This is a genomic window from Streptomyces sp. NPDC087440, assembly GCF_044744005.1.
In the GTDB taxonomy this organism is placed as follows: domain Bacteria; phylum Actinomycetota; class Actinomycetes; order Streptomycetales; family Streptomycetaceae; genus Streptomyces.
Genome location: NZ_JBIUXN010000014.1, coordinates 1 through 14,824 on the forward strand (window position 1 = coordinate 1; position 14,824 = coordinate 14,824).

Here is a 14,824-nt window from a genome sequence, read left to right on the forward strand (position 1 = left end):
GGTGGGTGGGGGGGGGGTGGGGGGGGGTGGGGTGGGGGGGGGGGGGGGGGGGTTTTTTTTTTTTTTTTTTTTGTGTGGGGGGGGGGGGGGGGGGGGGGGGGGGGGGGGGGGGGGGCCCCTCCCCCCCGCCCCCCAACCCCACCCCCTCACACCCCCATCTCCGCCTCCACCCGCCCACCCCGCACCGCAGCCACCAGCTCCGCGTGATCCGCCTCCGTCCGGTCCGCGTACGCCACGGCGAAGTCGGCGACCGCCTCGTCGAACTCCTCGTTCTTCCCGCAGTAGCCCGCGACGAGCTCCGGATCGGCACTGTGCGCGTGAGCCCTGGCCAGCAGCGCGCCCGTCATCCGCCCGTAGTCGTCGACCTGGTCGGCCTCCAGGGCCGCCGGGTCCACACTCCCCTTCCTGTTCCTGAACTGCCTCACCTGGAACGGCAGCCCGTCGACCGTGCACCAGCCGAGCAGGATGTCGCTGACCACCTGCATCCGCTTCTGCCCGAGCACGACCCGCCTGCCCTCGTGCACGGGCTCCGGTATCTCGAACCCGGCCTGCGGCAGGTACGGGGTGAGGGCGGAGGCCCGTGCCTCCTTCACCTGGAGCACCAGCGGCTCGCCCCGGTGATCGAGCAGCAGCACCACGTACGACCGGGTGCCGACGCTGCCGGTACCCACCACCCGGAACGCCACGTCGTGTATCGCGTACCGGGCCAGCAGCGGCAGCCGGTCCTGGGAGACGGTCCCCAGGTACTCCCCGAGGGCGGTGGCGACCGCTGCCGCTTCCGCGTCCGCGACCCTGCGCAGCACCGGCGGCGCGTCCACGAAGCGTCGGCCGCCGTCCTCGGTGACCTCGGTGGACCGGGCCGCGAAGCGGGCGCTGGTGTTCTTGCGGGCCTTCTCCGAGACCCGTTCCAGGGTGCCCAGCAGGTCGCGGGCGTCGGTGTGCGAGACGAGTTCCTCGTCGGCTATCGCGTTCCAGGCGTCGGACGCCGGCATCTTCGCCATGAGCCGCATGGTCCGCCGGTAGGCGCCGGCCGCGTCGAACGCTCCTCGGCGGCAGGTGTCCTCGTCGGCCCCCGCCTCGCGTCCGGCGAGCACCAGTGAGGCCGCGAGCCGTTTGACGTCCCACTCCCACGGTCCGACGACCGTTTCGTCGAAGTCGTTGAGGTCGATGACCAGGCGGTTCCTGGCGTCCCCGTAGAGCCCGAAGTTCGCGGCGTGCGCGTCTCCGCATATCTGGGCGGCGACCCCGGTGACGGGGGTGCCCGCCAGGTCGTGGGCCATGAGGCCCGCCGTGCCGCGCAGGAAGGAGAAGGGGCTTGCGGCCATACGCCCCACACGTATCGGTGTGAGCGACGCGACCCGCCCCCGGTTGGACTCCTCGACGGCCCGCACAGCGTCCGGCCGCCCCGGGTCGAGGGTCAGCCTGCGGTGGTCGGCTCGGGGCACCTTCACCCGCAGGGCCTTCCCCTCCGCCTTGCGGGACTCCGCCTTGCGGGAAGCCGACTTGCTCGAAGCCGCCGCGTCCCCCTGCACAGCCCGCCGGGCAAAGCCCTCGACCTCCGGAATCCGCCCGGTGCCCCCGGTGTCGTTCATCACGCCGCCTCCCCCGCTCCGTACCGCCTCACGAACCGCTTTCCGCGGCCGTTCATCAACTCCCCACGACCGTAGCGCCGTTGTCGAGGCCCTGCTCAGACACCCTGTGGATAACCGAGGATTAGTACGAAGAACGACCCCGGACCGAAGCCCAGGGCCGTTCGCCCACCCACAAGCCGACCGCCCGATCGCCCTCAGACGCCGACCGCCTCCTCCAACTCCTCCTCCACCACGTCCTCTTCCCGCACGGCTCCCGAATCCCCCTCGGCCCGCCGAGACCCCACAGCCTCCACAGCCCCCACGTGCCCCGCATGCGCCCCCGGGTGCTCCCTCCGCCGCCGCGCCGCCTCGCACACCGCCGCGGCCCCCATCACGACCACGCCCACCAGGAACCACAGCGCCAGCACCAGCACGCTGCGCCCGACCCCGTTGCCCTCGAAGTACACGTGTCCGCGCGCCCCTTCGACGAACCCGGCACCGTTCCAGAAGGAGTGCAGCGAGGCGAAGAAGCCGGACTGGAGCTCGGGCCGGAAGATGCCGCCGGAGCTGGTGAAGTTGAGCATCACGAACAGCACCATCACACCCAGCGTGGTCCACCGCTTGAGGAAGGTGTGCAGTCCGACGCCGACCAGCAGGATGCCCGCCGAGTACAGCCACGCCATCGCCCACACCCCGGCGAGCCCCTGGTCCACCAGGTGGAAGAGCGGCCCCGCGAACACCGCCCCGACGACACTCACCACCAGCGACATGCCCACCGCCAGCAGCGCCCGCAGCCGCAGCGCCAGCACGGCGCCCGCCCCGCCGATCACCGCGACCGAGGCGTACGAGCCGATGCTGAGCGCGACGAGCAGGAAGAACAGCCCCTGCCCCGTCGGGTCGCCGGGCGCCACGGGCACCACGTCGGTGACCTTCAGCGGCGCCCCCTGCTCGGCCGCGACGCCGGTGAAGACCTTCTCCACGACGGTGGCCGTGGTGTCCGACCCTGCCGAGGCCACCAGCAGTTCGGGCTTCGCGCCCGGCACGTACGCCCCGTAGCTCTCCCGGTCCTTCAGCTGCTGCCGCGCGGTCGCACGGTCGGCGACGGTACGCACGTCCAGCGCACCGTCCCCCTTGTCGTGCAGCGTCTGCGCCAGCACCTGTGCACTCGGCCCCGACCCGACGACGTCGACGCGCAGGTTGTGCGGCTCGGGTGCGTGGAAGGCCCCGAGGTAGGCCAGTCCCATGCCGATGCACATGAGCAGCGGGGTGAGGAGGTGGCCGAGGACGTGCCGCAGCTGCGCCCCCGTACCGCTCTGACCTGTGGGGGACGCAGACATCGACAGACTCCAGGGGTGCGGCGCGAGATCGGTCCGGCGCGGGAGGCAGCACGGAACACGACACAGTGGTTGGCATTTACAACCACTCGGTGAGTGTACTCTACAACCAATAGAGCGAAGGGCACATCACCCCATGACCACCGAGCACTCCCGCCCCGAACACCCCCGGCGCACCACCGCCGTCGACACCATCGAGCGCGAGCTGACCGCCTTCGCCCGCCGGGCCCGCGCCACCGCCGCCCGGCTCCACCCGGACCTGCCCCTGGTCTCGTACACCCTGCTCGCGCACATCCACGACCAGCAGGGCTGCCGCGCCACCGACCTCGCCGCGCACTACATGCTCGACAAGTCCACGGTCAGCCGACAGCTCACCGCCCTGGAGAAGCTCGGCCTGGTGGAACGCCGCCCCGACCCCGACGACCACCGCGTCCAGGTCCTGCACCCCACCGAAGCGGGCGCCGCCACCCTCACCGCCACCCACGCCAGCCGGCACGCCGCCTACCAGGAGCGTCTCGCCGACTGGAGCGAGGACGACCTCACCCGCTTCGCCTCGTACCTGCTGCGCTACAACAACAGCCGCACCTGAGAACCCCGCACCACACACTCAGAACCACACACTCAGAACCGCACGCTCCACACCGTCGCCGCCCCCGCCGACCCGTCGGCCACCGCCGGCATCCGCAGCAGCGTCGCCGGACGCCCGTCGATGAGCTCGCGCACCCCCGTCGCGTTCGGCTGCAGCCGCCCCTTCTCGAACCGTACGAAGCTCACGCGCGTCCCCCGTGGCACCTGCACCGTGCGCCCGTTCCCGTACTTCTCCCGGTACTGGCGGTACGTCAGCGCATCGCACCCCGAATACCAGCCGAACTCCGGCTCGTACCCGGTGACGATCAGACACCGCTCCCCGTCCTTCGCCGCCAGCGCCCGCGCCACCGGCACCGTGGACGCGCCCAGCTTGGTCGGCGCGGGCATCGCCGAGTGCGCCACCACCTGCGCCGTCCCGAGCACCGTCACCGCGGCCAGCGCCCCCACGCACACCAGCACCCGGGGCGCCCACGCCCGCGTGAACTCCGCCACGGCCTGCACCCCCAGCACCGTGAGCAGCGTCACCGGGAGATACACAAAACGGGGCTCCCCGTCGGTGGCCACCCCCAGCACCACGAACACCAGCAGCGCCGAAGCCCCCAGGAACACCCGGCGCCGGTCGTCGCCCCGCACCCCAGCACCGGCGGCACCGGCCCTGCGCACGCGCCTCCACGCCGCGAACGCCGCGCACACACCCGCCGTCATCACCACGGCGCCCAGGTCACCGGCCAGCCGGTACGGGAAGACGCTCAGGTAGTAGACGAAGCCGTCGCCCACGTACTGCCGGTTGGCCTGCGAGGTCGCCGACAGGATCATCCCCAGCGGCTTCCCGGTGCGCTCCGTCGCGTACACGAAGTGCGGCACCAGCCCCACCACGAGCACACCGACCGCTGCCCACAGCCGCCACCCCAGCGCCCACCAGGCCCTCGGCCCGTACGCGAAAACACCCGCGAGAGCGACGGCCAGGAGGTTTCCGACGACTCCGTAGCGCAGATAGAAGGCCGCGAGCACCACGACCGGTGCCAGCAGGAGCGCCCTCGCACCCGCCTTCGTCCCGGCCTGCTCCAGCGCCCGCACCAGCAGGAACACCACGATCAGCAGCAGCGCGGTGGACCCGATGTCGTTGAGGTACTCCGGCATCCGGCGCAGGAACCCGAGGCCGCTCAGCAGCACCAGCACCGCCACCAGGGCCCGCCGGGGCGTCGTCCACGCACGGGCCACCAGGTACGTCGTGCACAGCATCAGGAGCGCCAGGACGAGGGTCACCGCACGCAGCGCCCCCATGCCGCCGCCGGACGCGTACCCGTCGTACCCCGTGATCCACAGGGCGAGCGCCCCGAGCGCGGGCAGCCCGACCGGCCGGTAGACGCCCCACCCGGCGTCCGGCGTCCCGTCGAACCAGAAGCGCGCCTTGTTCGCGTAGACCGCCTCCTCATGACCGAGGTACGGCTCGAAGTCCTGCAGCCAGGCCCAGACCGCGGCGGTGAGGACCAGCACGGCCACGACGTACGCCCACACCGGAATCCGGCGCACCCACGTCTCGGCGGTGCTCCAGAAACCGGGAACTCCCGCGCCGCGGGGCCCGTTCTCACTCCACCAGGGCTTCGCGAGCAGCCACAGCACGGCGGCGAGCAGCAGATAGGGCCACGGCTGCCAGCCGGGCAGCCAGCCCCCGAGGCCCACGGCGAGCATCACCTGCTGCGCGGCAGCCAGCCCCGTCAGCACCCCCGCACCGACACCGAACAGCCTCGACCGCGTCACAACCGCCTCCGCCCAGCACACCGTCAGACCGACCGCCCCCCGAATTCACAGGAATGCACAGGTCGACCCGAGCCCGGACGTCCCGTGTCCGGACATACAGAAACGGGCCCCACCGTTTTCACGGTGAGACCCGAATCTCAAGAGTGCGCGAGGGGGGATTTGAACCCCCACGTCCCTAAGGACACTGGCACCTGAAGCCAGCGCGTCTGCCGTTCCGCCACTCGCGCATGAGTGATGTCGTTCGATTCCCCGCACTTGGTTTGTGCGACTGCCTGGCGACAAGAAGAAGATTAGCACGCTGGTCGGGGTGGATTCACACGCCTTGTTTCCGGGGACCCGGGAGTGGAACGCCGGCCTCCGGCACCCACTCCTCAGAGGAGGAGCGCACGTGCGGGACACTGTCAGGAAGCCACCTCTACGATCCCTTGTGAGGGGTGACACTCATCGACTGGGCGGACAAGGGGAACCAGCCGTTTTCCCGGCGCGTGGATACGATCAGTAAGCAGTACCAGGACGACAACGACGGAGGAGGTGCCCCATGGGAGTCCTGAAGCGTTTCGAACAAAAGCTCGAAGGCATGGTGAACGGCACCTTCGCCAAGGTCTTCAAGTCCGAGGTCCAGCCCGTCGAGATCGCCGGCGCCCTCCAGCGCGAGTGCGACAACAACGCGACGATCTGGAACCGCGAACGGACCGTCGTCCCCAACGACTTCATCGTCGAGCTCAGCGCCCCCGACTACGAGCGCCTGAGCCCGTACTCGGGCCAGCTCGGCGACGAGCTGTCCGGCCTGGTCCGCGACTACGCCAAGCAGCAGCGCTACACCTTCATGGGACCCATCAAGGTCCACCTGGAGAAGGCGGACGACCTCGACACCGGTCTCTACCGCGTACGCAGCCGCACGCTGGCCTCCAGCACCTCCCAGGTCGCCGCACCCGACGCGGGCCCCGCCCCCGTCGCTCCCCGCGGCGGCGGATACCCGCAGTCCACCCCGGGCGGCCCGCCGCCCATGCCGTCCGGCCCGCCCGGCGGCAACCGCCCGGCCGCGGACCGACGGCCCCCCGCGGGTCCCGGTCCGATGCCAGGCGCCCAGATCCGGCGCTGGATCGAGATCAACGGCACCCGCCACCAGATTTCCCGTCCCACGCTCGTGATGGGCCGCAGCACCGAGGCCGACGTACGGATCGACGACCCCGGCGTCTCCCGCCGGCACTGCGAAATCCGTACGGGCACCCCCGCGACGATCCAGGACCTCGGGTCCACCAACGGCATCGTGGTGGACGGGCAGCACACCACCCGCGCTACGCTCCGCGACGGCTCGCGGATCGTCGTGGGCAGCACCACCATCGTTTACCGGCAAGCCGAAGGGTGAAGCGGGGGCAATGTCAGAGCTGACCCTGACGGTCATGCGGCTAGGTTTCCTAGCTGTCCTGTGGCTATTTGTAATCGTGGCCGTCCAGGTCATCCGCAGCGACCTGTTCGGCACCCGTGTCACGCAGCGCGGCTCACGCCGCGGCAATGCGCCCGACACGCGTGCCCAGCAGCAGAACACCGGGGCGGGCCGCCAGGCCGCGCCTCCGCAGCAGCAGCGCCAGCGCCGCGGCGCACCGACCAAGCTGGTCGTCTCCGAGGGCAGCCTCACCGGAACCACGGTGGCGCTCCAGGGGCAGACCATCACGCTGGGCCGCGCGCACGATTCGACGATCGTGCTGGACGACGACTACGCGTCCAGCAGGCATGCCAGGATCTACCCGGACCGCGACGGCAACTGGATCGTCGAGGACCTGGGTTCCACCAACGGCACCTACCTCGACCGGAACCGGCTCACCACGCCGCAACCGATTCCGCTGGGCGCACCGATCCGCATCGGCAAGACCGTCATCGAGCTGCGGAAGTAGTACGACAATGAGCGAGCGGAGCGAGCGAGCCGCAGCGGCCCTGGCACAGGGCCCCCGAGCCCTGCCCGGGGCCCCGGGCGCGCTCTCGACCGGAGGGTGGGCAGTGTGGCTCGAAACCCGGTGTACCCGGAGCCGACGGGCGAGGTGCGTATGAGTCTGTCCCTGCGCTTCGCCGCCGGATCGCACAAGGGCATGATCCGCGAGGGGAACGAGGACTCCGGCTACGCCGGTCCGCGGCTCCTCGCGATCGCCGACGGCATGGGCGGCCAGGCCGCCGGCGAGGTCGCCTCCTCCGAGGTGATCTCCACGCTGGTCCAGCTCGACGACGACGTGCCCGGGTCGGACATCCTGACCTCCCTGGGCACCGCCGTGCAGCGGGCCAACGACCAGCTGCGCATGATGGTCGAGGAGGACTCCCAGCTGGAGGGCATGGGCACCACGCTCACCGCCCTGCTGTGGACCGGCCAGCGGCTCGGCCTCGTACACGTCGGGGACTCCCGCGCGTACCTGCTGCGCGACGGCGTCCTCACCCAGATCACGCAGGACCACACCTGGGTGCAGCGCCTCGTCGACGAGGGCCGCATCACCGAGGAAGAGGCCACCACCCACCCGCAGCGCTCCCTGCTGATGCGCGCGCTGGGCAGCGGCGACCACGTCGAACCCGACCTCTCCATCCGTGAGGTGCGGGCCGGCGACCGCTATCTGATCTGCTCCGACGGGCTGTCCGGCGTCGTCTCCCACCAGACGATGGAGGAGACGCTCGCCAGCTACCAGGGCCCGCAGGAGACCGTCCAGCACCTCATCGAGCTGGCACTGCGCGGCGGCGGACCCGACAACATCACGTGCATCGTCGCCGACGTCCTGGACGTCGACGGCAACGACACCCTCGCCGGGCAGCTCAACGACACCCCGGTCGTCGTCGGCGCGGTCGCCGAGAACCAGCACCAGCTGCACGACACCGGCGCCATGCAGACCCCGGCCGGCCGTGCCGCGGGCCTGGGCCGACCCGCACCGCAGCAGCCCTCCGGCGGCTTCGGCCCCGCGGGCGGCGGCAGTGGCGGCGGGTACGGCGGCAGCCTGCCGGACGACACGTTCGACATGTACAACGGCGAGGACTTCGTGAAGTCCCCCGGCCGCAAGTGGTTCAAGAGATCCCTGTACCTCGTGCTCGCGCTCGCCGTCGTCGGCGGCGGTCTGTACGGCGGCTACCGCTGGACCCAGACCCAGTACTACGTCGGCGCCAACAGCGAGCACGTCGCGCTGTACCGGGGCGTCGACCAGGACCTTCCGTGGGTGTCCCTCTCGACGATCGAGAAGGACCACCCCGAGATCGAACTCAAGTACCTCCCGGACTTCCAGTCCAAGGAGGTCAGGGGCACGCTGCCCGCGAGCGACCTCGCCCAGGCGCGCGAGAAGATCGAGAAGCTCGCACTCCAGGCGTCCGCCTGCAAGAAGAAGTCCGAGCAGCGGGCCGCACCGCCGAAGACGCCGGCCAAGCCCGACCCGGCCGCGTCGCCCGATGCCAAGGACGGCGCCAAGAAGCCGCCGAACTCGCCCACACCCACGACGAGCGCCCCCGCTCCCGGTCCCACCCTCTCCGAGGAAGAGCAGGAACTGGCCTCGCAGTGCGGTAAGCCGGCCACACCGTAGGGGGCCCACACCACCATGAGCGTTGTCACCAACACGACCACCATCGGCGCGATCGAAGCACCCAGCAGGCGCAACACCGAGCTGTTCATGCTCGCCTTCGCCGTCGCCATCCCGGTCTTCGCCTACGCCAACGTGGGCCTCGCCAAGGACGGCAGCCTGCCCGCGGGCATGCTCGGCTACGGAGTGGGGCTCAGCCTCCTCGCCGGCATCGCGCACCTGATGATGCGTAAGTTCGCCCGGTATGCGGATCCGCTGATGCTGCCCATCGCGACCCTGCTCAACGGGCTGGGACTGGTGCTGATCTGGCGACTCGACCAGGAACCGGCCATCACCACCGCGGCACTCGGCGGGCCGATGGCGGCCAAGCAGCTGATGTGGTCGACCGTCGGCGTCGCCCTCTTCCTGGGCACCCTGCTGGTCCTCAAGGACCACCGGGTACTCCAGCGCTACACGTACATCTCCATGGTCGTGGCCCTCGTGCTGCTGATCCTGCCGATGTTCTTCCCCGCCCGCTTCGGCGCGCGCATCTGGATCACCATCCCCGGCCTCGGCTCGCTCCAGCCCGGTGAGTTCGCCAAGATCATCATCGCGATCTTCTTCGCGGGGTATCTGATGGTCAAACGCGACGCCCTCGCCCTGGCCAGCCGCCGCTTCATGGGGATGTACCTGCCGCGCGGCCGCGACCTCGGCCCGATCATCGCCATCTGGGCGCTCAGCCTGATGATCCTCGTCTTCGAGACCGACCTCGGCACCTCACTGCTGTTCTTCGGCCTCTTCGTGATCATGCTGTACGTCGCGACCGAACGCACCAGCTGGGTCGTCTTCGGCCTCACCCTCAGCGCGGTCGGCGCCGTCACCGTCGCCTCCTTCGCCGGACACGTCCAGGGGCGCGTCAACGACTGGCTGAACCCGCTGGCCACCAAGTGCGTCAACGGCGAATGCGGTCTGGTCACCGAGACCGCCCAGTCGATGTTCTCCTTCGGCTCCGGCGGCCTCTTCGGCTCCGGCCTCGGCCAGGGCTACTCCCGCTTCATCGGCGGCATCGCCCCCAAGAGCGACTACATCCTCGCCACCGTCGGCGAGGAACTGGGCCTGACCGGCCTGATGGCGATCATCCTGCTGTACGGCCTGCTCATCGAGCGCGGCATCCGTACGGCGCTGGCCGCCCGGGACCCCTTCGGCAAGCTCCTCGCCATCGGCCTCTCCGGCGCCTTCGCCCTCCAGGTGTTCGTCGTCGCCGGCGGTGTCACCGGCCTCATCCCGCTGACCGGCATGACCATGCCGTTCATCGCGCAGGGTGGTTCCTCCGTGATCGCCAACTGGGCGCTCGTGGCCATCCTGCTGCGCATCAGCGACACCGCCCGGCGTCCCGCCCCCGCCCCCGCCCCGTCCCCCGACGCCGAAATGACCCAGGTGGTCCGCCCGTGAACAAGCCCCTGCGCCGGGTCGCAATCTTCTGCGGAATCCTGGTCCTCGCCCTGCTCGTTCGCGTCAACTGGGTCCAGTTCGTCCAAGGGGACCAGCTCAAGAACCACACCGACAACCGCCGCGTCCTCGTCGAGCGCTACGCCCACCCGCGCGGCGACATCATCGTCGACGGCAAGGCCGTCACCGGCTCCGTCGAGGCGAAGAACGGCGACCTGAAGTACAAGCGCACCTACAAGGACGGCCCCATGTGGGCTCCCGTCACCGGGTTCGCCTCCCAGGTCTACGGCGCCACCCAGCTGGAGAAGATCAACGACGGCATCCTCACCGGCACCGACGACCGCCTCTTCTTCGACCGCACGCTCTCCCTGCTCTCCAACGAGGAGAAGAAGGGCGGCAACGTCGTCACCACCCTCAACGGCGACGCCCAGCGCGCCGCCTACGATGGCCTCAAGGGCAAGAAGGGCGCCGTCGCCGCCCTCGACCCCAAGACCGGCAAGATCCTCGCGCTGGCGAGCACCCCGTCGTACGACCCGTCCAAGATCGCGGGGATGGGCGACGCGGAGGCCTGGAAGCAGCTCGACAAGAAGGTCAACCCGGACGACATCTCGCTCAACCGGGCACTGCGCCAGACCTACCCGCCCGGCTCGACCTTCAAGGTCGTCACCGCCGCCGCGGCCCTGGAGCACGGCCTGATCAACAACATCGACGAGCCGACCAAGACGCCGCTGCCGTGGATCATGCCCGGCACGACCACCCCGCTGCCGAACGAGGGCACCATCCCCTGCGAGGACGCCACCCCGCGCGCCGCGCTCCGGTGGTCCTGCAACACCGTCTTCGGCAAGCTCGGCTCCGACCTCGGTGCGGACAAGATGAGGGAGACGGCGGAGAAGTTCGGCTTCAACAGCGAGCAGTTCACCCCGGTCCGCTCCAACGCGAGCGTCTGGCCCAAGAAGATCAACCCCTCGCAGACCGCGCTCTCCTCCATCGGCCAGTTCGACACCGCAGCCACACCGCTCCAGATGGCCATGGTCACCGCCGCCATCGCCAACGACGGCAAGCTGATGACCCCGTACATGGTCGACAAGCTGACCGACCCCAACCTGGACGTCGTCAAGCAGACCGACCCGGTGGAGATGAGCCAGCCGCTCTCCGCGGACAACGCCCAGAAGCTCCAGCAGATGATGGAGACCGTCGTCAAGGAGGGCACCGGCACCCGGGCCCAGATCGACGGCGTCACCGTCGGTGGCAAGACCGGCACCGCCCAGCACGGCGTGAACAACGAGAAGAACCCGTACGCCTGGTTCATCTCCTACGCCAAGACCGACAAGGGCTCCCCGGTCGCGGTCGCCGTCGTCGTCGAGGACAGCGAGGCCGCGCGCGGCGACATCTCCGGTGGCGGCCTCGCAGCGCCGATCGCCAAGAACGTCATGAAGGCCGTACTCGACCGCGCCAAGTAGGCGCAGCTCCAGAAGCTGGGACAAACAGGGGAGGGATGTTTCACGTGAAACGGTCCGACACATGCCGACGTTTCACGTGAAACATCCCGAACCAACCCACGGAAACCGACGTTTCACGTGAAACATCCCCACCGCCCCACGGGTCCGACGTGACCCCCGTCACCACCCCTCACCATTCATGCACGTTGACGTACCGGTCAGGTATCAGGTGACGGTCGCGGGCCGACCGGGTGCGGACCGCCCGGTACCGTATGCGCGAACAGCACACCGCCGGACCACGCACAGGTGCGGTCGGGACAGACGGAGAGGGCTGGATTAGCTATGGAAGAGCCGCGTCGCCTCGGCGGCCGGTACGAGCTGGGCTCGGTGCTCGGCCGTGGTGGCATGGCCGAGGTCTACCTCGCCCAGGACACCCGGCTCGGCCGCACCGTCGCTGTGAAGACGCTCCGGGTGGACCTCGCCCGCGACCCGTCCTTCCAGGCCCGGTTCCGCCGTGAGGCCCAGTCGGCCGCCTCGCTCAACCACCCGGCGATCGTCGCCGTCTACGACACCGGCGAGGACTACGTCGACAACGTCTCCATCCCGTACATCGTGATGGAGTACGTCGACGGATCGACCCTGCGCGAACTCCTGCACTCCGGGCGCAAGCTGCTCCCCGAGCGCACCCTGGAGATGACCGTGGGCATCCTCCAGGCGCTGGAGTACTCGCACCGCGCCCAGATCGTCCACCGCGACATCAAGCCGGCCAACGTCATGCTGACGCGCACCGGCCAGGTCAAGGTCATGGACTTCGGCATCGCCCGCGCCATGGGCGACTCCGGCATGACGATGACCCAGACCGCCGCCGTCATCGGCACCGCCCAGTACCTCTCCCCGGAGCAGGCCAAGGGCGAGCAGGTCGACGCGCGCTCCGACCTCTACTCCACCGGCTGCCTGCTGTACGAGCTGCTGACGGTACGTCCGCCCTTCATCGGCGACTCGCCGGTCGCGGTCGCCTATCAGCACGTGCGGGAAGAGCCGCAGCCCCCGTCGAACTTCGACCCCGAGATCACGCCCGAGATGGACGCCATCGTCCTCAAGGCGCTGACCAAGGACCCCGACTACCGCTACCAGTCGGCCGACGAGATGCGCGCCGACATCGAGGCCTGCCTCGACGGCCGCCCCGTCGCCGCGACCGCGGCCATGGGTGCGGTGGGCTACGGCGGTTACGACTCCTACGGCAGCAACGACCAGCCCACCACCGCCCTGCGGCAGTCCGGCCAGGGCGGCCAGACCGCGATGATGCCGCCCGTCGCAGGCGGCGGGGACGGCTACGGCAACCAGAACGGCAACGGCGGCTACGACGAGCCGCAGGGACGCCGCCGCCAGCAGCCCAAGAAGAGCAACACCTCGACGATCCTGCTGGTCATCGCGGGCATCCTGGTCCTCGTCGGCGCGGTCCTCATCGGCAACGAGCTGTTCAACAACAACGACAAGCCGGAAGTCAAGACCGTCCCCAAGCTCATCGGCAAGGAGCTCGCGGACGCGCAACTGTCGGCCAAGAACGTCGACATGGTCCTCAAGACGACCAGCAAGCCCTGCGACGACATGGACAAGGGCAAGATCTGCTCACAGAACCCTGCGGCGGGCGCCACCCTCGCCAAGGGCGGCTCCATCGACGTCGTCGTCTCGACCGGCGCCCCCAAGGTCGAGGTCCCCGACGTCATGGAGCAGACCGAGAAGCGGGCCTCTCAAAGGCTGACCAAGGAGGGCTTCACGCCCAAGGTCAAGCAGGAGGAGTCCGAGAAGCCCGAGGGCACGGTCATCGACCAGCTCCCCAAGGGCGGTGAGCAGGCGGAGAAGAACTCCGAGGTCACCATCACCATCGCCAAGAAGAAGATGAAGAACGTCCCCAACCTCAAGGGCCAGACCTACGAGGCCGCCGAGGCGACGCTGAAGAACCTCGGCTTCACCAACATCACCAAGGCCGAGCAGGAGTCCGACGAGACGCCGAACACGGTCATCAAGCAGACGCCCGACGGCGACACCAAGGCCCTCCCCGACACAGGCATCACGCTGATCGTCGCCAAGGCCAAGGAGAACCAGCCCCCGCCGGGCGGCGACACCGTGCAGATCCCCGGTGACCTCACCGGCAAGACCGTCGCGGAGGCCAGGGCCGCCCTCGAAGGTCTCGGGCTCCAGGTGAAGGTGAAGGACGGCACCCCGGACGACGCCAAGATCGTCGGCACGAACCCGGGCGCCAACAACACCGTCCCCAAGAACAGCGAGGTCATGCTGTTCGCCATCGGCGGTGGCGGCGGCCTCTTCGACTAGCCGCACCACCGCACCCGAACACGGAAGGGCCCCGGCACTCTTGAGTGCCGGGGCCCTTCCCCGTACCGGCGGCCTGCGGCCCGTACCGGCCTACCGCAGCTCCGCCGGAGGCGTCCTCTTGGCGTTCACCCGCTCCGTGCGCTCCAGCTCGCCCCACACGATGTAGCGGTACTTCGACGTGTAGACCGGCGTGCACGTCGTCAGCGTGATGTAGCGGCCCGGCGCGGTCTTCCCGGACTCCTTCGGAACCGGGTCCAGCACCTTCACGTTGTACTTCGAGGTCTCCGGCAGGGAGGCGAACACCTTGTAGACGTACCAGGTGTCCTTCGTCTCGAAGACGATCGAGTCGCCTTCCTTCAGCTTGTCGATGTTGTGGAACTTCGCCCCGTGCCCGTCCCGGTGCGCGGCCAGCGAGAAGTTGCCCTGCTTGTCCGACGGCATGGCGGCCTTGATCGGGTCCGTGTAGTAGCCGGCGATGCCCGCGTTGAGGGCCTTGGTGCTGGTGCCCTTGCGGACGAGCACCTCACCGTTCTTCATCGCGGGCACGTGCAGGAAGCCGAGCCCGCCCTTTATGTCGATCTCGCCGGGAGCGCTGCTCTCCCACCGGTGGCGGACGTCGTCGCCCTGCTTGCCCGCCTCGCGGTCGGCGAGGACGTTCGTCCACCACAGCGAGTACGCCACGAAGAGCCCGAGCACCAGCCCCGCGGTGATCAGCAGCTCGCCGAAGACGCTGATCGCCCCCGCGATCCGCCCGCGCGTCCCCGAGGTCCTCGGTGGTGCGGACTCCTGCGCCCGCTCGTCCTGCCCGGTACTCGCTGCCACCGCAC

11 protein-coding genes and 1 tRNA gene are annotated in these 14,824 nt (G+C 69.7%); 7 read left to right on the plus strand and 5 right to left on the minus strand.

The features are described from left to right. Positions 1 to 146: 146 nt before the first annotated feature. Both ACIO3O_RS25485 and ACIO3O_RS25490 read right to left on the minus strand, forming a co-directional pair. Positions 147 to 1,592 (minus strand): DUF2252 domain-containing protein, encoded by a 1,446-nt coding sequence (locus ACIO3O_RS25485; protein ID WP_401749592.1) that lies wholly within the window; start codon positions 1,590 to 1,592, stop codon positions 147 to 149. A 194-nt stretch (positions 1,593 to 1,786) separates the two neighbouring features. Continuing rightward, positions 1,787 to 2,908, minus strand: coding sequence for a hypothetical protein (locus ACIO3O_RS25490; protein ID WP_401749594.1), 1,122 nt, complete (start codon positions 2,906 to 2,908; stop codon positions 1,787 to 1,789). Positions 2,909 to 3,041: 133 nt separating this feature from the next. On the opposite strand from ACIO3O_RS25490, the gene ACIO3O_RS25495 reads away from it, so the two are divergent. After that, positions 3,042 to 3,494 (plus strand): MarR family winged helix-turn-helix transcriptional regulator, encoded by a 453-nt coding sequence (locus tag ACIO3O_RS25495; RefSeq protein WP_401749596.1) that lies wholly within the window; start codon positions 3,042 to 3,044, stop codon positions 3,492 to 3,494. Between the two features lie 32 nt (positions 3,495 to 3,526). Here the strand turns inward: ACIO3O_RS25495 and ACIO3O_RS25500 are convergent, their stop codons facing one another. Continuing rightward, on the minus strand, positions 3,527 to 5,254 hold the full coding sequence (locus ACIO3O_RS25500) for a glycosyltransferase (RefSeq protein ID WP_401749598.1): 1,728 nt from the start codon (positions 5,252 to 5,254) through the stop codon (positions 3,527 to 3,529). A gap of 144 nt (positions 5,255 to 5,398) precedes the next feature. Then, positions 5,399 to 5,481, minus strand: a tRNA-Leu gene (locus ACIO3O_RS25505). A 311-nt stretch (positions 5,482 to 5,792) separates the two neighbouring features. Between ACIO3O_RS25505 and ACIO3O_RS25510 the strand changes: the two genes are divergently transcribed. The 6 genes from ACIO3O_RS25510 (at position 5,793) to pknB (ending at position 13,997) form a co-directional block, all read left to right on the plus strand. Then, positions 5,793 to 6,623 (plus strand): FhaA domain-containing protein, encoded by an 831-nt coding sequence (locus ACIO3O_RS25510; protein WP_401749599.1) that lies wholly within the window; start codon positions 5,793 to 5,795, stop codon positions 6,621 to 6,623. A 10-nt stretch (positions 6,624 to 6,633) separates the two neighbouring features. After that, the gene (locus ACIO3O_RS25515) at positions 6,634 to 7,149 is read left to right on the plus strand and encodes an FHA domain-containing protein (RefSeq protein WP_189822498.1); all 516 of its coding nucleotides are present in this window, start codon (positions 6,634 to 6,636) and stop codon (positions 7,147 to 7,149) included. A 150-nt stretch (positions 7,150 to 7,299) separates the two neighbouring features. Next, positions 7,300 to 8,799 (plus strand): Stp1/IreP family PP2C-type Ser/Thr phosphatase, encoded by a 1,500-nt coding sequence (locus tag ACIO3O_RS25520; protein WP_401749601.1) that lies wholly within the window; start codon positions 7,300 to 7,302, stop codon positions 8,797 to 8,799. A 15-nt stretch (positions 8,800 to 8,814) separates the two neighbouring features. Then, positions 8,815 to 10,227 (plus strand): FtsW/RodA/SpoVE family cell cycle protein, encoded by a 1,413-nt coding sequence (locus ACIO3O_RS25525; RefSeq protein WP_401749603.1) that lies wholly within the window; start codon positions 8,815 to 8,817, stop codon positions 10,225 to 10,227. After that, positions 10,224 to 11,684 (plus strand): peptidoglycan D,D-transpeptidase FtsI family protein, encoded by a 1,461-nt coding sequence (locus tag ACIO3O_RS25530; RefSeq protein WP_401749605.1) that lies wholly within the window; start codon positions 10,224 to 10,226, stop codon positions 11,682 to 11,684. Before ACIO3O_RS25525 ends, ACIO3O_RS25530 begins: the two co-directional genes overlap by 4 nt. Before the next feature lie 321 nt (positions 11,685 to 12,005). Continuing rightward, entirely contained in the window at positions 12,006 to 13,997 is a 1,992-nt protein-coding gene (pknB, locus tag ACIO3O_RS25535; protein ID WP_401749606.1) for a Stk1 family PASTA domain-containing Ser/Thr kinase, read from the plus strand. Positions 13,998 to 14,087: 90 nt separating this feature from the next. On the opposite strand, the gene ACIO3O_RS25540 is transcribed toward pknB, so the two are convergent. Then, positions 14,088 to 14,819, minus strand: coding sequence for a class E sortase (locus ACIO3O_RS25540; protein ID WP_401749608.1), 732 nt, complete (start codon positions 14,817 to 14,819; stop codon positions 14,088 to 14,090). Between the last annotated feature and the right edge of the window lie 5 nt (positions 14,820 to 14,824).